Raw genomic sequence first — 21538 nt, 5'->3', positions numbered from 1 at the left:
GAGCCGCCTGCGCGGGAGCCTGTAAATGTCCAGCCACCGTAAAGCCTCGGCCTATTCGGAACTTCAGGAAAGCTGGAGCCGCTGGCAAATGCAGGGGCTGGATGATCCTGTCGTCGCCCCGGAACCGGAAGAGCCCGAGTTCGTCCCTCCTACCCCGGAAGAACTGCAGCGCGATCTGGAAAACCAGCGCAGCCAGGCACAGGAAGAAGGCCATACCCAGGGCTATCAGGCCGGTTACAACCAGGGCCACGCCGCTGGTCTGGCAGCAGGTCAGGAAAGTGGCCATGCCCAGGGCTATGAAGCCGGAATGGCGGCTGGAATGGCCAAGGCACAAGAACAGATTGACCAGTACATCAAGGAATTTGTCGCCTTGAACCAGAACTGCGCCCAGTCCATTGAACTGATGGATCAGGAAATGGGCCAATCCCTGATTCAGCTGGCGACACGTATTGCCGAGCATGTGTTGCAAAGCACCATCAAGGCCGAACCCAGCCGCATCCGCGATCTGGTTGCCGAAGTACTGCGTAGTGATCCAGGCGATACCAGCGCCCTGGAACTGAGCTTGCACCCGGACGACATCAGCCTGGTGCGTGAGTTTCTGATTGAACAAGGCGAGCCCCGCGCCTGGCGTCTGCAAGAAGACCCCCAGCTGCAACGCGGTGAATGTCGTGTGCGCTCCAGTTACGGCGATATTGACGCCACCTTTGCCACCCGCTGGAAACGCGCCCTGGCCAGCCTGGGCTTGCCCGTCTCATCGGAGCCCTGATGGCAACGCCCCTTTTGGCCTCCTCCCCCGAACGCTGGCGCGCCCAGATGCTGTCGGCACAGCAACGGGTCCAGGCCATTGAGCCCTGCTTGCGCAGCGGCCGCGTGGTCCGCGCCACGGGTTTGGTGCTGGAAGCTACAGGCTTGAAGCTGGCTGTAGGAGCCGCTTGCAAAGTGGAGCTGTCTGCCGCGCAAAACATCTGGGCCGAAGCCGAGGTTGTAGGTTTTGAAGGCAGATCCTTGTATTTGATGCCCTTGAGCGAAATTTCCGGCCTGCCTCCCGGTGCACATGTTGTACCGGTTGAAGCTCAATTGCAGCCGCCGGTTCCGCTGCCCGACTCCGATCAACCGGACAGCCTGCCCGCCCAGGCGCGTTCGCGCCATGTTCCGGTCGGCCCCGGCCTGCTGGGTCGCGTGGTCGATGGCAGCGGCAATCCGCTGGACGGTTTGGGCCCGATCGACGCGCAAGCGTGCGTCTCGCTCAGCCACACCACACCCAACCCACTGAAGCGCAGTCCCATCGACACGGTTCTGGACGTAGGAGTACGTGCCATCAACGGTTTGCTGACCGTAGGCCGTGGTCAGCGCATGGGCCTGTTTGCCGGTTCCGGTGTGGGTAAAAGTGTGCTGCTGGGCATGATGGCCCGCTACACCCAGGCCGACATCATTGTCGTGGGCCTGATCGGTGAACGGGGCCGGGAAGTTAAAGAATTTATTGAGCACAACCTGGGCGAAGAGGGCCTGCAACGCTCGGTTGTTGTCGCTGCTCCGGCTGATGTCTCGCCCTTGCTGCGTCTACAAGGCGCAGTGTACGCCACCCGTCTGGCCGAGTTTTTCCGTGATGAAGGCAAGAACGTCCTGCTGATCATGGATTCACTGACGCGTTATGCCATGGCTCAGCGCGAAATCGCCTTGGCAATTGGCGAGCCGCCTGCCACCAAGGGCTACCCTCCTTCCGTTTTTGCCAAGCTGCCGGCCCTGGTGGAGCGCGCCGGCAATGGCGAACCCAATGCACAAGGCCGTTGCGGCTCGATCACCGCGTTCTACACCGTGCTGACCGAGGGCGACGACCAGCAAGACCCGATTGCCGACTCGGCCCGGGCGATTCTGGACGGTCACATTGTGCTGTCGCGCAGTCTGGCGGAAACCGGCCATTACCCGGCCATTGATATCGAAGCGTCCATCTCGCGGGTCATGCCCAGCATTGTGGAGCCAGAACAGATCAAGATGGTGCACCGCTTCAAGGGCCTGCTCTCCAGCTATCAACGCAACCGCGACCTGATTGCCGTGGGCGCCTATACCCGTGGCAATGATCCAGCCATTGATCAAGCCATTGATCGTTTCCCCTGGCTGGAAGCCTATCTGCGCCAGGGCATGCAGCAACGTGTGGACGTGCCACGCGCCTTCGATGAATTGAACGCCGTTCTCAATAGCGAGCAATAGCCATGAAAGCCAACGCCTCTTTACATACGCTGGTCGATCTCAGTCAGAACAATGTGGACGACGCGGCCCGCCATCTGCAGGAGCTGCGAACAGAGCGCGATGCGGCCCAGTCGCAGCTGGAAATGTTGCAGACCTATCGCCAGGACTACGCCCAGCGCCTGCTGGATGTGGGCCAAACTGGGGTAACCATGGCGAACTACCACAATTTCCGGCGCTTTATCGTGACATTGGACCAGGCCATTTCCCAGCAAAATAGTGTCATCCAAGCGCTGGAAGAGAAAATGGAACAGGGACGCCAGGTCTGGTATGGCCATCAGCAGCGCCTGAAAGCGTATGAAACCTTGATCGACCGCCGTCTCCAGACCCAGCAAGTCCAGCAACAAAGAATGGAACAACGTAACAGCGATGAAATCGCTGCTCGTCTCTTTACCCGTAGCCAGACCGCCTATTAAACAAGCGCCGCCATGACTTCGCCCACTCTTTCGGTTTTACCTGCGGCCCCTGCCGCACCCTCGGCCCCCGTCACCAACACGGCCGGGCCTGCGGCTGCGCATGCGCCCAAAGACGAAGGCTTTGCCCAGCATCTGCAAACCCAACAACAGCAGGTGCAACACAAAGGGGCTGGCAAGACACCGGCAGCCGCCAAGCAGGACAGCACCAAAACCCAGGTTCCCGCCGACAGCCCCAAGCTGGCTGACGCCGTGGCCGAACAGGCTGGTGCCAGCGAGCTGGACCCCTTGATCAAAGACCCGGCCCTGCTGATTGCCGATCAGAACGACCTGGAACTTGACACTGATGCCCCGGCCGATAGCGGCCTGCCTGCCATGGCCTTGTCGATTCTTTCGCAAGTACAGGCCATCAAGAGCAGCAAGGTCAACCCCAAAAGTGCCCAAACCGATAGCAAACTGCCACTGAGCGCCATCAACACACGCCAGAATCTGGCCGCCGAGCCAAGTAGCCGTCAAGCTCAGACCGCGCCATTGAACGCTGTTGAAGCAGAAGCCGAGCTTGATCTGAGCGCCGAACTGGTCTTGCCTAAAGCCGTTGAAACCAGCAATCCGCTGGCTGCAACCACTGCTCGCAAACCAGCGGTGAACACAGCACAAGTACTGAACAACAACCCGCCAGGCACTGGCATCGCCGCTAATGTGCCCTCATCCCAGACACGTTTGATGGATGAAGCGTCGGCTTCCTTGGCTAGCTTTGGCCGACAAATTGCTGACGATGCCCGTGCCGGCGTGAATCTGAACCTGCCCGCTCTGGATGCTTCCCTGCTAGCGCAACTTGGCGCCGCACCCAGCGCAGTCCAGGCCAACAGCCCGGCCGCCTTGCCCAGCCCCCTGACGCTGGCCATTGCCACGCCGGTCCAGTCCCCCGAATGGGGGGCGGCCATGGGTCGTCAAATGATTACCTTGGCCCAACAGGCTCAAGGCGGCGTTCAAAGCGCCGACATTCGTCTGGACCCACCCGAACTGGGCCCCTTGCGCATTACCTTGCAAATGCAGGATGGGATGGCCCACGCCATGATCACCTCGCCCCATGCTCAAGTCCGCCACGCCCTGGAACAATCCTTGCAGCAGCTGCAACAGCAGTTTGCAGAAAACGGGCTGACCTTGGGACAGGCTGACGTAGGCGACCAGCACGCCTCGCACCAGGCCTTTCACGAGCAACTGGCCGCCAAGGGCAATCAAGGCGATCAACCCGCCTTCAGCCTGAACGGCGTGGCTTCCGCTGACGAAAGCAGCCCCTTGGTGAACAGCAGCGCCACACGCTCGCTGAACCCCGACGCGCTGGTTGATACCTTCGCCTGATTCACAGTCCCACAGACAGCCCGGCAAAAAGCATGATTAAGCTCGAAAAGCAGCGTCTATTCGCCGGGCCTGTCCTGTCTGTCCTCCGGCACAATAGCTCAGGCATGCAGTCAGGCTCAGGCCCGACATGCGTTTGTCTGTTTGTAATACGCTAGAAAATACATCGCTCACATCACATGGCCCGAAAAGCACCCACCAAACTTGCACGCCTGATGAAAACCGGTCTGCTGGTTCTGTTTATTATCGCCGCTAGCGTGGGCGCAACGCTGTACTACTCCCTGCAACAAAGCAGCACGCCTGCCTGGTTGGCCTGGGCAGAAAAAGGCCAATCAGTTGAAGCGGCCCCTGCCCCGGATGAACCGCCGGTGGTCAAGGTCAATGCCAAACCCATTTTTGCGCCGCTGGACCCCTTTACCGTCACCCTGAACGAGAATGGCCGCTCGCGCATCTTGTACGTAGGCATCACCTTGCGTGTCCAGGACGATGGTTCGCGCTCCATGCTGGTGGAGTACATGCCCATGGTGCGTGATCGCGTGCTCAAGATTCTGGCTGAACAGCGCCCCACCTACATCCAGACCTCCGAAGGGCGTCAAGCCCTGGTTGCACAGCTGAGCGCCGGCCTGAAAGAGCCCTACGCGCCCAACACCGCTGTACCGAACATCAATGATGTCCTGTTCACCGCCTTTGTCATCCAATAAATGTCGTATCAGAGCTTCCTATCCCAAGACGAAGTCGATGCACTGCTGGCCGGTGTTACCGGCGAAGGCGCTGACACCAAGCCCTTGAACGAAAACCTGACTGGCGTACGGGCCTATGACCTGACCTCGCCAGACCGGGTAGTGCGTCACCGCATGCAGACCCTGGAGCTGATCAACGAGCGCTTTGCCCGTCGTTTGCGCTCGACCATGCTCAGCTTCATGCGCCGCAACGCAGACATCACCGTCGGTTCCATTCGTATTCAGAAGTACTCGGATTTCGAGCGCAACCTGCCCGTGCCCAGCAACCTGAACATGGTTGCCTTAAAGCCCTTGCGGGGCGTGTCGCTGTTTACCTTCGACCCGAACCTGGTCTTCCTGATTATCGACAGCCTGTTTGGTGGCCATGGCCGCTACAACACCCGCGTCGAAGGCCGGGATTTCACCACGACCGAGCAGCGCATCATCCAGCGTTTGCTGACCCTGACGCTGGAGAGCTACTGCGGTGCCTGGGAGTCCATCTACCCGCTGGAAGCGGAGTACATGCGCTCGGAGATGCATACCAAGTTTGCCAGCATCAGCAGCAGCAATGACATCGTGGTGGTGACCTCTTTCAATATTGAATTTGGTGCCCAGGGCGGCAATCTGAATATCTGCCTGCCCTACTCCATGATCGAGCCGCTGCGCGATCTGCTGACCCGCCCCTTGCAGGACAAAGGCACCAACGATATTGACCAGCGCTGGACCCAGCAATTGTCACGACAAGTGCGCAGCGCCGAAGTTGAACTGATTGCCAACTTCGTCAATATAGACATGACCATTGCCGAGCTGACCCAGTTAAAGGCCAATGATGTCTTGCCGATTGAAATCCCCACTCTTATTGAAGCCCACGTGGATGGCGTGCCGGTTCTGGAATGCCGCTACGGCACCTCCGGTGGCCGCTACTCCTTGCGGGTAGAAAACATCTTGGCCACCAACGACAGCGATTTGACTAAAGGTAAGTCCCTATGAGCGACCCTCACAACCCTAACGACCGGTCTGCGCCCGAGGACGACTGGGCAGCCGCGATGGCTGAGCAACAGGCTGGCAGCCAAAGCAGCACCCAAGCCCAAGGACTGGAACAGCCCCTGGAGGATGACTGGGCCTCGGCACTGGCCGAGCAAAGCGCAGCCACGCCTGTGCACGAACCCAGCCCGGCCAGCAATCTGTTCCCGCCCATGGAGCACGCCGAAGCGAACGCCACCACCGATATCGACATGATTATGGACATCCCGGTCCAGCTGTCGGTGGAGCTGGGTCGCACACGTCTGACCATCAAGAATATTCTGCAACTGGGCCAGGGCTCCGTGGTGGAGCTGGACGGTCTGGCGGGCGAACCGCTGGATATTTACGTGAACGGCTACCTGATCGCCCAAGGCGAAGTGGTCGTGGTGGACGATAAATACGGTATTCGCGTCACCGACATCGTGACTCCATCGGATCGTATCCAACGCCTGAACGGCCGCCGCTAGAACATGGAACAAGCCCAGCTCGTCAGAATCATGCTCAGCCTGCTGCTGGTTGTAGGCCTGATTCTGGCGGCAGCCTGGGTTGCCCGCCGAGGCGGGCTGCTGAAAAACAAAAACCAGCAACGCATCAAGATTCTGGACAATCAACGCCTGGGGCCGCGCAGCAGCGTGGCCTTGGTCCAGATTGATGACCGCGAAATTCTGATAGGCATCACCCCTCAGCAGATCAGCCTGCTGCACACCACAACGCCCGCTGGCTCCGAGCCAGACTTCCAGGCCCATCTGGACCAGCACCGTGCGCCCCGCTGACCGCATCATGACCGCACTCCTCTCTCCCGCCCAGCGCATCGACCTGATGCTGCTTCTGGCCCTGATCAGCCTGCTCCTGCCTTCCGAGGCCTGGGCCCAGGCTGTTCCGGCCATTACCAGCACAGCAGGCCCGAACGGCTCGCAAACCTGGTCACTCAGCATCCAGACGCTGGCCATGCTGACCATGATGTCCTTCCTGCCTGCGGCCTTGCTGATGATGACCGGCTTTACCCGCGTCATCATCGTGCTGGGGCTGCTGCGCAATGCCATGGGTACCGGTACAGCGCCGCCCAACACCGTGCTGGTGGGTCTGGCCCTGTTTCTGACTTTCTTTGTGATGTCACCGGTGTTTGATCAGGTGTATCAGGACGCCTACAAGCCCTTGTCAGAAAACAAGATCAGCTTTGAAACTGCACTGGAGCAAGGCGCCCAGCCCCTGAAAACCTTCATGCTGCACCAGACCCGCGAAGCGGACTTGAAGCTGTTTGGCGATATGGCGGGCGTGGCAGAACTGGAATCCCCGGAAGATGTCCCCTTGCGCGTACTGGTGCCGGCTTTTGTAACCAGCGAGCTGAAAACCGCCTTCCAGATCGGCTTTACGATTTTTATCCCCTTTCTGATCATTGACCTGGTGATTGCCAGCGTCCTGATGTCCCTGGGGATGATGATGGTCCCACCCGTGACCATCTCGCTGCCCTTCAAGCTCATGCTGTTTGTGCTGGCCGATGGCTGGCATCTGCTGCTGGGTTCCCTGGCCCGCAGCTTCTACCAATAAAGGACTGTGATGACTCCCGAAACCGTCATGTCCATGACCTACACCGCCTTGAAACTGGCCTTGTCCATGGCCGGTCCCATGTTGATCGTGGTGCTGGTGGTGGGTCTGGGCATCAGTATTTTCCAGGCAGCCACCCAGATCAACGAGATGACGCTGTCTTTCATCCCCAAGCTGCTGGCCATGGGCATTACGGTGGTGCTGCTGGGCCCCTGGTTGATCAACAATATGGTCGACTACATGCAGGGCCTGTTGCGTGGCATTCCCGGGCTGGTCAACTAAGACCGGCCAGCGCGACAAGGAGCCTTCCGTGAGTACGCAAATCCGTGACGGGCAAAGTGCCATGCCTTGCCCACTGAACAGGCCCTAGGCGTGCCGTGCTCGACCTGAACTCCGCCCAGCTCTATGCCTGGCTCAACGCCTTTCTGTGGCCCTTCATCCGTATTCTGGCCACCCTGGCTACCGTTCCCTTTTTTAGCGAATCCGCCATCCCCAAGCGGGCCAAAATAGGTCTGGGCTTTATCCTGACCCTGATTGTCGCGCCCTCGCTACCGCCCCTACCCGATCTGCCCACAGCCTCTTACGAGGCCCTGCTGATTGCCGCGCAGCAAGTGTTCATCGGTGTCGCGCTGGGTTTGACCATGCGCATCGTGTTTGCGGCGGTACAGACAGCGGGCGAGTTTATCGGCCTGCAAATGGGCCTGTCTTTTGCCTCATTCTTTGACCCCGCTACCGGCGCGAATACGGCCGTGCTGTCGCGGCTGTTGAACGTGATTGCGGTGCTGACCTTTCTGGCCCTGAACGGCCACCTGCTCTTGCTGGGTGTGCTGGTGCGCACCTTCCATGTGCTGCCCATCGGCGCGGACCTGAACATCAATGGCTGGGGTGCCTTGCTCGATTGGAGCAGCGAATTGTGGGTGTCAGGCATGTTGCTGGCCCTGCCACTGATTATTGTGCTGCTGACCATTAACCTGGCTTTCGGGATCTTGAACCGTACCGCCCAGCAATTGACGATTTTTGCCGTGGGTTTCCCAATTACGCTGACAATCGGCCTGACCTTGCTGACCGTGGTCATTCCTCAGACTACGCCCTTCCTGACCCAGCTATTCAACTCCGGCTACGAAGCCATGATGCGGGTCGCGCTGGGGCTGGCAGGCTCTTAAAACGCGTGCGCCTGCCGCTGCTTGTGCGATTGCATCAAGCGCCGAGCCTGGCCTATGGTCAGGATGCCTTTTTGCTTGGCGCGCCCAATCAGTAATTGCATCAACTGTGCACTGACCAGGGCATCTCCCAACGCATCATGGCGGTCACTTACGGGCAGGCCACAATATTTCAGGCAATCGTCCAGGCCCAGACGACGACCACGCCAGTCGGGCAATACACAGGCAGCCAGTTCAGCCAAATCCAGAGCCAAAGGCCGGGCCTGTTCCAGGCCCGCCTTCGGCCAGGCACGATCCAGAAACGCCAGATCAAAGTCAGCATCCCAGGCGACCCATACCGTGTTTTCGGAATAGCGGGCAAAGTCCCGCATCAGCTGGGGTAGTGGCTCGCCTTCTTCCTGTTGTTGCGGGCTGATCTCATGAATCAGCAGACTTTCATGACTGCGCTCACCCTGGGACCGAACCAGACCGGACCAGATATTGCCCAAGGCAATCGAACCGTTTTCCAGGCGGACCGCACCCATCTGAACGATATGGTGGCGCTTGGGTTCCAGACCACTGGTTTCCAGATCCAGCACCGTAAAGGCCGCTTCGTCCAAAGCCAGTTCGTCCACCCCGCTCCAGGACAAGGAGGGACTGCGTGCGGCAAAAGAGGATTTACGCCAAGGAAGCCAGGAAAGCAGTTTCATAAGCGATACCGGAAAGCCAGAATACGTTGGGCACGGCGCACTTGCGACAAGGCTTCACGCAAGACACGTGCATCCAGTGCACCTAAAGTACTCAAACGCACCAGATTGTTGGGCTCCTGCCCCTGCTGCAACTGGGTTTGGTGATGTTGCAAGCGCAGCAATTGCAAATAGCGGTAGGCCTCGCACAGGCCCTCTGACTCCTCGTCTGTGAAGACACCGCGCTGAGTCAGCACGGCCAGCCTGTCCATGGACGAGGCCAGTTCGCAACCATGCGCCAGGGCCAGCACCCGCAGCACATCCACCATCGGTGCCAAGGCCTGTTTCTTGATGTCCAGCTTGTCATCGCCCTGCCCCATCAGCGCTTCCAGACGACTGCGCTTTTTACCACTGGGAATACGGGTCTGACAGGTACTTTGAGCCAGCATGCGCTGGAACACAGGGTTATCGTTCACCATGCCCAATACCCGGCGCTGCATGCGTTGCAGCATACTGCTCTGGCCCCAGATGGCGCGGCAGTCAAAGTAAATCGTGGACTCCAGCAATTGCTCGGGCGCAGGCCGTTCAATCATGATCTGGAAACGATGCAGCCATTCGGCTTCAGACAGGCAGAGGTCAGGATTGCTGGCCATGATATTGCCGGTGCACCACGCCATCCCGCAGCGGTCCAGAGCCTCATTCACCCGACGCGCAAAAGGCAGGAGCAAGGCGCGATGGGCTTGGGCCTGTTCGGGCGAATGGGCGGCAAACAAAATGCCATTGTCCTGATCGGTATGACGGGTTTGCTCGCCACGGGCCTGACTACCAAAAGCCAACCAGCAGAACTCGATGCCATCCAGCCCGGAGCCGGGCAAGCTCAGTTCAATCGTGCGCTGAACCGTGTGATCATTCAAACGCGTAATCACCGCAGTCAGCTGTTCAGAACGCGCACCGTGAGCCAGCATGGCGTCCACCAGCCGACCAATATCGGACTGCAGACGTACCAGCACGGACACGTCCTGGGCACAGCGCAAGGCACGCGACAAATGCACCAGGTCCACGCGCTGCAAGGAGAACACATCGCGCTCGGACACCATGCCCACGACTTTATGGTCTTGAACCAGACAGATATGGCCAATCTGATGCTCTACCATCAGCAAAGCCGCATCAAAGGCCGAGGATTGGGGAGCCAGCCAGACCGGGTCCGGTGTCATGACTTGAGACATGGCCTGGGTCGGATCGTATTGACCACCGGCTACCAAACGGCGCAAGTCTCGCAAGGTGAAGATGCCCAGCAAATGCTGGTCCGGATTGACCACCACCATGCTGCTGACCTGACGCTCGTGCATGTCCTTGACCGCCTGCTCGACCGGACAATCCGGCAAACAGCTGAGCAAACCGCGTTCTGTCAGGGCTTGCAGACTCATGTCCAGCGTGTAGCTGGCACCCAGGTCGGCGCTGGCACTTTTCTGGGCACTGCGCCAGACCGAGGCCAGCAGGCTGCTGGCACCACGCAAGCAGTAATCCCGAAAAGGCTCGCTGATGGTCAGCAGATGGGCAACGGCTTCACCAGCCACGCACAAGGTAAAACAGTCTTCCTGCACCAGGTAATCACTGTCCAGAGCCTGACCCGAGACCAGTTCACGCACGGGCAGAAGATCCCCTTCCACATACTCGTGAGTTTCACCGTGTTCCTGGCTGGAGATCTGACCTTGGCGAACAAGATAGAGCTGGTCAACACGCGCGCCTTCTTCCAACAGCACCTGTCCGGCTGAAAAAAACCGTAGCTCGCTATGCTCGATCAGGTAATCGCAGTGCTGCGCCTGCATCTGATCGAAAGGCGGGTAAGCAATCAACCAGGCCAAGATGCCGGGCGCCTTTTGGCGCACCGCCGTCTTGGCCACGGATTCACCGGGAATCGCGAAGGACATGGGCGTCTCTGCTGGCTATAGGCAAAGAATTATTGTGCCATGCAGCATGGCCCTCGCGGACCCTGTTTTTCTAGGGGATTTCAACTATAGGCATGCGCCTTTTTTTCCCCTCAAAGCGCTTAACGCAAACGATCGTAGTCGCGCTCGGCCATATCGATGACATCGCCTTCCTGAACCTTGAATTGGGAAACCGCCTCGGCCAGGGTCTCGGATTGAGACTGCAAAGAGCCTGCTGCCGCAGCAGCCTCTTCCACCAGCGAGGCATTTTGCTGCACCACAGCATCCATTTGTGCCACGGCAGTATTGATCTGCTCGATACCCGCCGTTTGCTCTTGAGAGGCCGAGGAAATCTCGCTCATCAAGGTGGTCACGCTATTTACCGCGCGCACCACTTCCTGAATAATGTCGCCCGCGCTGGCCACTTGCTGTGTACCGGTCTGGACTTCATTTTGCGAGGCTTCAATCAGGCCCTTGATTTCCTTGGCCGCTTGCGCGCTGCGCTGCGCCAGGCTGCGTACTTCGCCCGCTACCACCGCAAAGCCCTTGCCCTGCTCACCGGCCCGGGCGGCTTCCACGGCGGCGTTCAAAGCCAGAATATTGGTTTGGAAAGCAATACCGTCAATCACGTTAACGATGTCTGCCACTTGGCCGGAACGCGCAGAAATCTGGTTCATGGTATTGACCACGGCACCGACCGACTCCCCACCCTGGCGAGCAACCTTGGCGGCGTTATGAGCCAGCTGGTCTGCCTGATGAGCATTGTCTGCGTTCTGGCGCACCGTACTGGCCAATTCTTCCAGACTGGCCGCCGTTTCCTGCAAGGCGGCGGCTTGTTGTTCGGTACGGGAACTCAAGTCGGTATTGCCTGCAAAAATCTGCGAGGAACCTGAAGCAATTTCGTCCACACCTTGGCGAACGGTCAGCACAATGCCTTGCAAGCTTTGCTGCATGCGGCGCATGGCATCATACAAAACACCGACTTCATTGGCCGAACGATAGGTAATCTTCTTGGTCAGATCGCCATTGGCAATATGGTCAAAATGCACACCGGCTTCACGCAGGGGAGCCAAAGCGGTACGACCCAGCACCAGGCGCAGCGCCACAATAATGGCCAAGCCAATCAGCAAGCCCAAACCAATCGCGCTATTGGCAACGCGGGTTTGCAATTGAGCTTGTTCCAGCAGCAAATCCGTCTGATCGTTGTAGAACTTGCTCAACTCTTCAATACGGAACTGGAAAGTGGCCGCACGCAGCACACCAAAACCTTCGCTGACGAAGTAAAAAGTGCTGTAATCGCGTGTCTCCAGGGCCTGAACCATAGGCTCAATGCCATCGTCCAGATACGCCTGGTAGGAAGCCACCAAACCCATGGCCAGTCGGCGCAGCTCCGGTTCGGTAGGCATATTGGCACGGATATCCGCAAAGGCCTTGCGTACCTCATCCAGCTTCTGGTTGGCCATAATCACCAGATTGTCTGCACTTTGCAGCATATTGGCGTCGTTATCGATGCCAGCTTCCTGATAAAAGCGCGCTGCGCTCATCAAGCTAAGGCGCGCTTCCATCATATTGTTATTGAGCTGCAGAATCTGCACGGAACGATCTGCCTGACGATTGATGGTACGCAGCGCATCGCCGCTTTGCTGCAGGTAGTAAGCCGCCAGGCCGCCCACGGCCACAATCAGGACCATGAACAAGCCCATGCAGATCATCAGCATGGTGCTGATCTTCAGGCCCGAAGCGGACTTCAGACTGGGGCGAAATGATTTTGAGGAACGACGTTTAGAAGCGCGGGACGCGGACGGAAGACTGCTTTCAATACCCAGCATTTGCTAAATCCAAAGAAAACTCTAGTGGCTGACCGGCAAGATGGTGATCATGTCCGTGCCAGGGTGCTCAATCGTGACCGAGCCTGTCGTGGTACTACGCGCTTGCTCGCGATACATGGAAGGAATATGACTGCGTTTGACCACTTGCTGGAAACGCCCCTGGGCATCAAATTGAAGCCACAGTTCCTGTCGAAAATAGACCGCATCCGTTGCCAGGGTTGTGCCCTGGAACCACACGGCCATTTCACTGCCATCGAGCTGTCGGTAGACCTGATGAGGACGACCTTGCAAGGACAGCTCGGCATCGGCACGAGTACTTTGGCCCAGGATCAGATCATTCAACCCCGAGGCCTTGAAGGAGGAACCCTGGGTGGCACACGCAGCCAGGGTAAGCAAGCACAAGCCTATCAGCGTCTTACGTCCCAGCCCGACCCAGGTACTCAGTCGGGTGCGAGACATTAAAACTCCTCCCAATCATCATCCGAAGCAGCGCTGCTGCTTTTGCTCAGGTCCGGGCGCAGCAGGCGCTGGCTATCGTCCTGAGTAGCGGTAGCCTTAGCGGCCGGTGCAGCCTTGGCAGGCGCCGACAAGCCTTTGGTAGCGGGGCTCGCTTTGGTGGCCGCGGCACTGCCGTTCAAGGCGGGGCTGCGACGCTGTTCTGTTTCAGAGGAGGCAGCGGCCACACTGCGGCGGTTGGCCACACGGCGCGCGCTGACGTCAATGACTTCCGTACCGGGCGAACGGAAGAAAGCGATGGCCTGGTTGACCTTAGTCACCTGCTCGCTCAGGCCAGAGGATGCCAGAGCGGCCTGCTCCACCAGACGGGCGTTGTACTGCGTTGTTTCATCCATTTGCGAGACTGCGCGATTCACCTGATCAATCCCGGAGGACTGTTCAATCGTGGCAGCGGTAATCTCACCCATGATGTCGGTCACGCGACGCACGGAGTCCACAATTTCCTGCATGGTGGCGCCGGCACGTTCCACTTGCGAGGAACCTTCCGTCACTTTGCGCACCGAGTCTTCGATCAAGGCGGTAATTTCACGCGCGGCCTGGGCACTGCGCTGAGCCAGGGCTCGCACCTCAGCGGCCACCACCGCAAAACCCTTGCCCTGTTCCCCTGCGCGAGCGGCTTCCACAGCCGCGTTCAAAGCCAGAATATTGGTCTGGAACGCAATGCTGTCGATCACGCCCACAATGTCGGAAATCTTGTTGGAGCTGGCCGAAATGCCTTGCATGGTTGCAACCACTTCATTGACGGCACTACCACCACGATGAGCCACATCCGATGCAGTGGCGGCCAACTGGTTGGCTTGCTGGGCGTTGTCCGCGTTCTGACGAACAGTGCCGGCCAACTGCTCCATGCTGGCAGCGGTCTGCTGCAAGGAAGCGGCCTGCTCTTCGGTACGGCTGCTGATATTGGTATTGCCCTGGGCAATTTCCTGCGCACCGGCATGGATCTCTTCCAGGCCCAGACGTACCGTCGTGGTGGTCTTGACCAGGGATTCCTGCATGCGACCCAGCGACTCGAACAGATCACCGATTTCATTGGCGGTCAGCACGCGAATACGTTGAGTCAGATCGCCTTTGGCAATTGCATCAAAGTACGCCGCAAAGTCGCCCAAGGGACGCACCACACGACGGAAGAAGTAGCTGATCGCGGCCAGGCCCAGCAGCACGGCCAGCACCAGCACAATGGTCAGGACGATATTGAACGTGCTCTGCTGCTCTTGCAGGGTGCGCAAGACTTTGTCGCCCGAACCCAGGGCCAGCAGGCCATGAAAGTAATACAGCGCCCAACCTGCCATGGCCACTGTCAATGCCATCAGAGCAGCAATACAAAAGGTCATGCCGACCTTTAGACTCAAATTCTTAAAAAGCATAGAAGATTCCCGCACGTGGTGCTTGACTGCCGGTTTAAGGAAAAACCACCCAAAAAAGGAACGCAGGCTTAGCGATTCATATTGAACAAGCTCATGCTCTGAATCGTCTGGAACGCCATGGCCGACATTTCCAGCGCAGCCTTGCGCAACTCCAGATCGGTGGAAGCCTGAAAAATATTCAGATCCTCCAGACGCGAGAGTTCATTGGTGTAGTTCAAAGCACGAGCCGCGCCGTTGGCGCTCAAGGCATCAATCTCGTTCATGCGCGTACCCACCGAGGAAATCACGGTCTGCACGTTATCGAAGTTTTCCCCGATACGTTGCATGGCCGAGTTCATCGCGTTGCGGAACTCTGCCTGCCCAGCGGGATCGCCACTGACAGGTTTACGCAGGGCCTCAACCACCGATTGCAAGGTGTTGAACATGTTCATGTCTGCCGAGCTGGTGCTGTCTACCGAGCTGACCTCGAAACTGTCACCGACGGCAGGCTTGCCTTCGATCTGGACGCTGACTCCACCGGGCAAATTAATGCGTTGACGCTCGTTTTCGTCCAGTACGCCCTGGCTGACAACCGCGCCATTCACTTCGATGTCGTACTCGGTTTCCGAAGTAAAGCGGATGGTGTAATGGGCTTCAGCACCGGCCAACGAGGAGTTGCCATTAGGCGCACTGACTACAGCCGAGCCCGTATTGGCATTGGCCTGGGTGAAATAGGCGGTCGAGCCGGGATTGGCGCGCTCGAAAATGGTGCGGCCATGATCGGCCGAATCCATTTGACGAGTTTGCTCAACCTGAATATTGCGGCTGTTGGTGTCGCCCGTGTAGCTGAAGGTATTGCCCGTACGCTCGAAGGCCTGTGTCGTGCCCTTGGCACCGGAGAACAGGTATTGCCCCGAACCATCCTTGGTATTGGCAAAGCCAAACAGAGTATCCAGCGCACTTTCCACCACCGTGGCCAAGGTGCTGCGGTCCGCGTCGGACATGGTGCCGGTAGAGGCTTCCACCAGACGGGTCTGCACGCCTTGCAACTGCAGGTTGACGGCATTGAGCAGGTTTTCTTCCTCCCCCAGGGCACGCATGGCCACTTCACGGTTTTCACCGTAACGCTTGTCCATGGCCTGGGACTGGGCCAGATTAATGGTCTGGGCCGAGGCCAGCGGATCATCCGATGGGGTGATCATGCGCTTTTGCGAGCCCATTTGCTGAAAAACCCGCATCAGATCGGACTGCTGCTTGTTGATCGAAGTCAGGCCCGTCTGAAAGAAAAGAGAAGAACTGATACGCATAGCAAGGTTCCAATTTCAGGACTAAAGAGCCGTACTCAACTACGCAGGCCTAAAAGGGTGTCAAACATCTGGGAGCTGACGTCAATCAGACGGGCAGCGGCCTGATACTGCTCCTGATAACGCTGGAGCATGATGTATTCCTCGTCCTTGTTCACGCCGGACAAGGTTTGCTGAGCGGCATAGTTTTGCTCGATCAGCTTTAACTGGGCTTTGGCCGCCGTGCCGTTTTGCTGCGTTTGCACCGCAATACGGTTCACGATCTGACCAAAAGAATCGTTCAGGCTCAAGGAGCCGTCGGCCAGCACCTTGCTATTGCGCAAGTCCGCCAGTTTCTGGGCGATGGCACCGTTAGCCGAACCGGTGTCTTTATCAGCTGCAGCAATATCCTGTGGGCGCTTGATCTCCACCTGCAAGCTGCTGCCTGCATTGACGGTGGGCTGCAGCAACCAGGAGTCGCCATCCTGAGATTGGGTCTTCAAGCCGGAGACATCAATTTCCAGACCATCCACCCGGGTAATGCCACCGTTCTTGTCCGGACCGTTCAAGGGGGTAACGTCGTTGCTGCTCAAGTTACGCAGCTGGAAACGACCATCCACGCGCTCGATGCGGTAGTTGTCGCCCGTCAGTTTGTCTACTGGCTGGGTGTAGCCCTTGCTGGGATCAGCCGGATCAACAGGGTCTTTGTAGAAAGACACACCAGGCACACCGCTGCTGACCGGGTTATTGCCATTGGCAATCACTTTCGGGCCGCTGACGCTGAACATGTCTTTGCCCGCCTCACCCTTCAGGTCCACACCTTGACGGTGAATATCGTTCACCGTGTGAGCCAGACCCACAGCCAAGCGCCCCAGCGCATTGATAGCCGGCTCCAGGCTTTCCTGACGGAACTGCAACAAGCCCCCCAAGGTGCCGCCTTTAATGGTGCCCTCGCGGAACTCGGACACCACCATCTTGCCGTCCACATTCAGTGCGGAGGTAAAGCCGACCACCATACGCTCAGGGTTTTCAGCCGAACGCACGGCGTGCAAGGGGTAAATACTTTCGCCACCCAGCAGCATCTGGCCGCCAGCGGTGGTGATGCTCATCCGTCCATCCTGCTCGACGGTACGCACATCAATCAGTTGCCCCAGCTCGGACACCAGCTGCTCGCGCTGGTCCAGCAAGTCATTGGGTTCGTGACCGGGCGTGGTGCCTTTGGCAGCAACGATCTGTTTGTTGACGTTATCAATCCGTTCCAGATAGCTGTTGATCTGGGTAACGGTGGTACCGACCTGGGTATTGATGTTCTCGTTGACGCGGTTCATGTAGGATGTCGCGTCACGAATCTGGGTAGCCAGGCTTTCTGCACGGCCCAGCAGTTCCTGGCGAGCCGAAGGATCCGCAGGTTGCGATGCCACGGCTTCCAGACCATTGAAAAAGTTTTGCAAGGCGGGGCTGACGCCGACCGTGCGGTCCGAGAACAGATTGTCCAGCTGGGCAATTTCCGTACCGTAGCTAACCAGAGCCGCACCGGTAGTTTGCGAGCGCACCAACTGCTGATACAGAAAGTTGTCGTAGGAGCGCTGAACGGTAACCACCTGCACGCCACGGCCGTAATAGCCATTGCCGCTTCCTACCGAGCCAGCCGTCTCAACCAGGACCGATTGGCGGTTATAGCCAGCGGTATCGATATTATTAATATTGTGGCCCGTCACCTGCATGCGCTTTTGAGCGGCAAACAAGCCGGTAATACCAAGGTTGGCGAGATTCATATCAAATCCTTTCTGTCCTGCCCGGCCCGTAGTGTCCAAGGCGAAAAATGAACATGCTGCTTTTTAACGACCACCTTGGTGCAATATTTAGACCTGTATCAATAATTAAGACTTGCCGCCATCAAAGTAGGCCATGATGGAGATCAGCTTTTTGGCGTAGGAGGGGTCGGTGGCGTAGCCCGCTTCCTGAATGCGTTGCGCCGCTTCTTGAGGCGAAGCCGCTTGTTTTACGCTTTCATAGCGTTTGTTATTACCGATCAGGCGCGCGTAGTCCGCAAACGACTCGGCATAGGAGTCATACGCACGGAAGGTCTGCGTCATTTTGCGCGCCACGCCGTTCTGATACTCCGTCGTCATGACGTCCACCGTTTTGCCCTTCCAGGACGGCGTAGCCTTGATACCAAACAGGTTATGGCTGGTGGAGCCATCTGCGTGCATGATTTCACGCTTGCCCCAGCCCGACTCCAGCGCTGCCTGGCTCAAGATCAGTTGGGCCGGAACGCCACTGTCCTCGGCAGCCACTTTGGCCGCCGTGTTCATGCGGTCCACAAACTGGCGAATATGATTGGGCGCGCCCTGAATCGACGAGTACACACGCTGCACCGTACTGTTATTGCTGAGCTTGTCGATCAGCTCGGCAATCGATGCTGCATCAATGGAACGGTCATTAGGCATGCGCGAACGCAAATCCGCCCGACGCGAAGGGGCCGCTTCCGGATCATGGGACGCGACACCAAATGGCTCGCTGTTCTGCCCGCTCATCTGGGCCTGCAAGGCTTTGGCCAAACCAATGCCGGGGTCAGCCAACTGCATGGCCAGTTGCTCATCACCCAGACTTTGCGCCATGCGCACCGACTGCGTATCAAACAGGCCGCCTTCGGGATTGGCAGCCCGTGCCTGCTTCAAAATATTTTGAATGAACAGGGACTCGAACTGACGCGCCACTTGCAGCTGAGTGGCCTGATTCTGACCGTCCTGCCCGGCTTGCCGACGCAGTTGAGCCAGTTGCTGGGGGTCAAACATCGAAACCTGCGTTCCCGTGCCCGGACGTGGGAAGTACTGCACCGTCATTAGATGATCTCCAAATCGGCCCGCAAAGCGCCCGCGCTTTTCAGGTTCTGCAAGATGGACAACAAGTCTTGAGGGGTGGCACCCAAAGCGTTCAAAGCGCGCACCACATCGGCCAGGTTGGCACTGGTCTTTACGCGTTGCAGGGAGCCGCTATCACTGCGCATTTCAATCTGGGTGCTGTCAGCCACTACGGTCTGACCACCACCAAAAGGAGTATCCGGCTGGCTGACCTGCGGTTGACGGCTGATGACCACGGACAGATTGCCGTAGGCAATGGCGGCTTCATCAATCGTGACCGTGCGGTTCATGACCACCGAGCCGGTACGAGCATTGATCACCACGCGAGCACGTGCCGGTGGCAGATTCACTTGCAGGTTTTCAACATGCGAAATAAAGGCGGTTTGAGCCTGGGGGTCCAAGGGACCGCGCACCTGAATCAAGCGACCATCCAGCGCTGTTGCGGTGGATGGGCCGAACTGCTTGTTCAAGGCCGCCACCACGTTCTGGGCTGTACCGAAATCCGAGGAATTCATTTCCAGATTGATCACGCCATCCCGAGCGTAAGTCGTGGGTACGCTTTGCTCGACCGTTGCGCCGCCTGGAATGGTGCCGCCATTGAGCTGGTTGACCTGTACGCTGGAACCACCTGCTTCGGCCCCTGCCCCACCCACCAGCAAGTTGCCTTGGGCAATGGCATAGACCTGACCGTTCGCACCTTTCAAGGGCGTCATCAACAAGGTCCCGCCACGCAAACTCTTGGCATTACCCATGGAGGACACGACCACATCCACGGCCTGACCAGGACGGGCAAAGGCGGGCAGACGGGCCGTCACCATGACAGCCGCCACGTTCTTGAGCTGCATATTGCTGCCCTGGGGAATGGTCACCCCCAACTGGGACAGCATATTGGTCAAGCTTTGCTGAGTGAAGGGAGCCTGACGCACCTGGTCACCGCTGCCATCCAGACCCACGACCAGACCGTAGCCGATCAGCGGGTTGTCTCGCACGCCCTGAATGGATGCCAGATCCTTGATACGCTCGGCCTGGCTGACCGGAGCCAGCAACAGGCCCGCCGCCAACATGGCGGCTTGCAGCACATGGCGACAAGAAGAAAAACGAGTACGACTCATGGAAAACGCCATAGCAAGCAAAAGGCTCAGAACGGAGAAATATTCAGGAAAAAACGCTGTAGCCAACCCATGGTCTGGACTTCGTCCATAACCCCTTTGCTACGAAACTCGATACGGGCATCAGCCACCTGGGTGGAAGACACCGTATTGCTGCCAGTAATGGAGCGTGGGTCCACCACACCAGAAAAGCGGATGTGCTCGCTGCCACGGTTAATGGCGATCTGCTTCTCACCGGCCACCTGCAAATTGCCGTTAGGCAAAACGCCGACCACGGTGGTCGTCAAGGTGCCGCTAAAAGTATTGTCGGCACGGCTGGAACCCTTGCCCTGAGCCTTGTTCGAGCCACTGACTTCAAAGTTCTGCTTGCTACCCACTTCGTTAGGCAGGAAAGCTGGAACGCCGGTAAAGTCCAGACCACCGCTTCCGGTCCGATCCGTATTGGTCGAGACATTCTTGGCCGCGTTGGTCCGCTCCTGGATCATGATCGTGACAATGTCGCCCACATTACGTGGTCGTCTGTCTTCAAACAGCGGATAGTTACCGTAAGCCGAGGGCTGGTAGATAGAGCCATTGGCCACCACGGCGGCAGGCACCGCCGGTGGCGGGGCGGCCGTCAGGGGGCCGGTTACCACATCTTCAGGGGGCACCAGCGCACAACCGGACAGGGCTACAAGCGCACACAAGGCAAGACGGCTCATCAGAGCTTGGAACATTGTCACGATCTCTTTAGATTTACAGCTGTGTCAGGCGAGCCAGCATCTGGTCAGCCGTGGAAACGGCCTTACTGTTAATTTCGTAGGCGCGCTGGGTGCTGATCATATTGACCAGTTCTTCGGCCACATTGACGTTGGAGGTTTCGTTGTACTTGTGCATGACCAGACCTGCACCGTCCATACCGGGTTGCAGAAAGTTGGCGGCACCCGAGGCATCGGTTTCGATGTACAGGTTCTCGCCCATGCTTTGCAGGCCGGCCGGATTCACGAAGGTGCTCAGTTGCAACTGGCCCACTTCCACACTGGTACCGGCTGCACCAGGCTGAGTCACCGACACGGTGCCATCACGGCCAATCGTCAGTTCCAGCGCGTTGTCGGGAATATTGATGGGGGGCTGAATGGGGTAACCGCCAGCAGTCACCAGCTGACCATTCTGGTCACGCTGCAAGCTACCGTCGCGCGTGTAGGCAAACGTGCCGTCCGGCATTTCCACTTGCAGGAAACCGCTGCCCTGAATGGCGATATCCATATTGTGGCCCGTGTGCTTCATGTCACCTTGGGTATGGATACGCTCGGTCGCCACGGTGCGCACACCGGTACCAACCTGCAAGCCGGTAGGCAGCTGGTTGGCGGCACCGACTTGAGCGCCGGGCTGACGGATGGTTTGGTACATCAGGTCTTCAAACACCGCGCGGGTACGTTTGAAGCCGGTGGTATTCACGTTGGCCAAGTTATTGGAGATAACGTCCATATTGGTCTGCTGGGCTTCCAGACCGGTCTTGGCAATCCACAGAGAGCGAATCATGTGTGTGTAATCCT

The 21538-nt window shown here is 58.2% G+C and carries 22 protein-coding genes; 11 read left to right on the top strand and 11 right to left on the bottom strand.

Going from position 1 to position 21538, the window contains the following annotated elements:
* Window positions 1-25: 25 nt before the first annotated feature.
* The 11 genes from fliH to fliR all read left to right on the top strand — a co-directional run bounded on the left by fliH (window position 26) and on the right by fliR (window position 8466).
* The gene (gene fliH, locus M2Q46_RS00390; protein WP_021446819.1) at window positions 26-766 is read left to right on the top strand and encodes a flagellar assembly protein FliH; all 741 of its coding nucleotides are present in this window, start codon (window positions 26-28) and stop codon (window positions 764-766) included.
* A gap of 47 nt (window positions 767-813) precedes the next feature.
* Window positions 814-2208: a flagellar protein export ATPase FliI gene (gene fliI, locus M2Q46_RS00385; RefSeq protein ID WP_302357035.1), complete on the top strand. Its 1395-nt coding sequence runs from the start codon at window positions 814-816 to the stop codon at window positions 2206-2208.
* Between the two features lie 2 nt (window positions 2209-2210).
* Complete coding sequence (gene fliJ, locus M2Q46_RS00380) at window positions 2211-2660, top strand: flagellar export protein FliJ (RefSeq protein WP_009458076.1); 450 nt, start codon at window positions 2211-2213, stop codon at window positions 2658-2660.
* A gap of 12 nt (window positions 2661-2672) precedes the next feature.
* Window positions 2673-4019: a flagellar hook-length control protein FliK gene (locus tag M2Q46_RS00375; protein ID WP_302356194.1), complete on the top strand. Its 1347-nt coding sequence runs from the start codon at window positions 2673-2675 to the stop codon at window positions 4017-4019.
* 212 nt (window positions 4020-4231) lie between these two features.
* Window positions 4232-4717, top strand: coding sequence for a flagellar basal body-associated FliL family protein (locus M2Q46_RS00370; protein ID WP_226349333.1), 486 nt, complete (start codon window positions 4232-4234; stop codon window positions 4715-4717).
* On the top strand, window positions 4718-5725 hold the full coding sequence (gene fliM / locus M2Q46_RS00365) for a flagellar motor switch protein FliM (RefSeq protein WP_009458081.1): 1008 nt from the start codon (window positions 4718-4720) through the stop codon (window positions 5723-5725). It abuts the gene before it with no gap.
* Window positions 5722-6225, top strand: coding sequence for a flagellar motor switch protein FliN (gene fliN / locus M2Q46_RS00360; RefSeq protein ID WP_009458083.1), 504 nt, complete (start codon window positions 5722-5724; stop codon window positions 6223-6225). The genes fliM and fliN overlap by 4 nt, the downstream gene beginning before the upstream one ends.
* Window positions 6226-6228: 3 nt before the next feature.
* Window positions 6229-6531, top strand: a complete 303-nt coding sequence (fliO, locus tag M2Q46_RS00355) for a flagellar biosynthetic protein FliO (protein ID WP_226349335.1) — start codon at window positions 6229-6231, stop codon at window positions 6529-6531.
* Between the two features lie 46 nt (window positions 6532-6577).
* A complete protein-coding gene (gene fliP, locus M2Q46_RS00350; protein ID WP_226349341.1) occupies window positions 6578-7306 on the top strand; it encodes a flagellar type III secretion system pore protein FliP in 729 nt (242 codons plus the stop codon).
* Window positions 7307-7315: 9 nt separating this feature from the next.
* The gene (gene fliQ, locus M2Q46_RS00345) at window positions 7316-7585 is read left to right on the top strand and encodes a flagellar biosynthesis protein FliQ (RefSeq protein ID WP_003804652.1); all 270 of its coding nucleotides are present in this window, start codon (window positions 7316-7318) and stop codon (window positions 7583-7585) included.
* A gap of 95 nt (window positions 7586-7680) precedes the next feature.
* On the top strand, window positions 7681-8466 hold the full coding sequence (gene fliR, locus M2Q46_RS00340; protein ID WP_088452383.1) for a flagellar biosynthetic protein FliR: 786 nt from the start codon (window positions 7681-7683) through the stop codon (window positions 8464-8466).
* Here fliR and M2Q46_RS00335 read toward each other — a convergent pair.
* The 11 genes from M2Q46_RS00335 to flgG all read right to left on the bottom strand — a co-directional run bounded on the left by M2Q46_RS00335 (window position 8463) and on the right by flgG (window position 21524).
* Window positions 8463-9152: a PolC-type DNA polymerase III gene (locus M2Q46_RS00335; protein WP_026484548.1), complete on the bottom strand. Its 690-nt coding sequence runs from the start codon at window positions 9150-9152 to the stop codon at window positions 8463-8465. The two genes, fliR and M2Q46_RS00335, sit on opposite strands and share 4 nt — an antisense overlap.
* Entirely contained in the window at window positions 9149-11059 is a 1911-nt protein-coding gene (locus M2Q46_RS00330) for a DUF294 nucleotidyltransferase-like domain-containing protein (RefSeq protein WP_137431359.1), read from the bottom strand. The genes M2Q46_RS00335 and M2Q46_RS00330 overlap by 4 nt, the downstream gene beginning before the upstream one ends.
* A gap of 119 nt (window positions 11060-11178) precedes the next feature.
* Entirely contained in the window at window positions 11179-12885 is a 1707-nt protein-coding gene (locus M2Q46_RS00325) for a methyl-accepting chemotaxis protein (protein ID WP_083053884.1), read from the bottom strand.
* Window positions 12886-12906: 21 nt separating this feature from the next.
* Window positions 12907-13344 (bottom strand): hypothetical protein, encoded by a 438-nt coding sequence (locus M2Q46_RS00320; RefSeq protein ID WP_035269056.1) that lies wholly within the window; start codon window positions 13342-13344, stop codon window positions 12907-12909.
* Complete coding sequence (locus M2Q46_RS00315; RefSeq protein WP_302356183.1) at window positions 13344-14768, bottom strand: methyl-accepting chemotaxis protein; 1425 nt, start codon at window positions 14766-14768, stop codon at window positions 13344-13346. Before M2Q46_RS00315 ends, M2Q46_RS00320 begins: the two co-directional genes overlap by 1 nt.
* A gap of 68 nt (window positions 14769-14836) precedes the next feature.
* Window positions 14837-16054: a flagellar hook-associated protein FlgL gene (gene flgL / locus M2Q46_RS00310; RefSeq protein WP_083053885.1), complete on the bottom strand. Its 1218-nt coding sequence runs from the start codon at window positions 16052-16054 to the stop codon at window positions 14837-14839.
* Window positions 16055-16089: 35 nt separating this feature from the next.
* On the bottom strand, window positions 16090-17805 hold the full coding sequence (gene flgK, locus M2Q46_RS00305) for a flagellar hook-associated protein FlgK (protein WP_009458104.1): 1716 nt from the start codon (window positions 17803-17805) through the stop codon (window positions 16090-16092).
* Between the two features lie 105 nt (window positions 17806-17910).
* A complete protein-coding gene (flgJ, locus tag M2Q46_RS00300) occupies window positions 17911-18876 on the bottom strand; it encodes a flagellar assembly peptidoglycan hydrolase FlgJ (RefSeq protein ID WP_254002861.1) in 966 nt (321 codons plus the stop codon).
* Complete coding sequence (locus tag M2Q46_RS00295; protein ID WP_009458108.1) at window positions 18876-20006, bottom strand: flagellar basal body P-ring protein FlgI; 1131 nt, start codon at window positions 20004-20006, stop codon at window positions 18876-18878. The genes flgJ and M2Q46_RS00295 overlap by 1 nt, the downstream gene beginning before the upstream one ends.
* Before the next feature lie 26 nt (window positions 20007-20032).
* Entirely contained in the window at window positions 20033-20719 is a 687-nt protein-coding gene (locus M2Q46_RS00290; RefSeq protein ID WP_009458110.1) for a flagellar basal body L-ring protein FlgH, read from the bottom strand.
* A 19-nt stretch (window positions 20720-20738) separates the two neighbouring features.
* Window positions 20739-21524, bottom strand: coding sequence for a flagellar basal-body rod protein FlgG (gene flgG, locus M2Q46_RS00285; protein WP_021446824.1), 786 nt, complete (start codon window positions 21522-21524; stop codon window positions 20739-20741).
* Window positions 21525-21538 lie beyond the last annotated feature (14 nt).

Origin of the sequence: Alcaligenes sp. YSL9 (assembly GCF_030515105.1) — a bacterium.
In the GTDB taxonomy this organism is placed as follows: Bacteria; Pseudomonadota; Gammaproteobacteria; order Burkholderiales; family Burkholderiaceae_B; genus Alcaligenes; species Alcaligenes phenolicus.
This window is presented reverse-complemented; position numbering and strand designations above follow the sequence as displayed.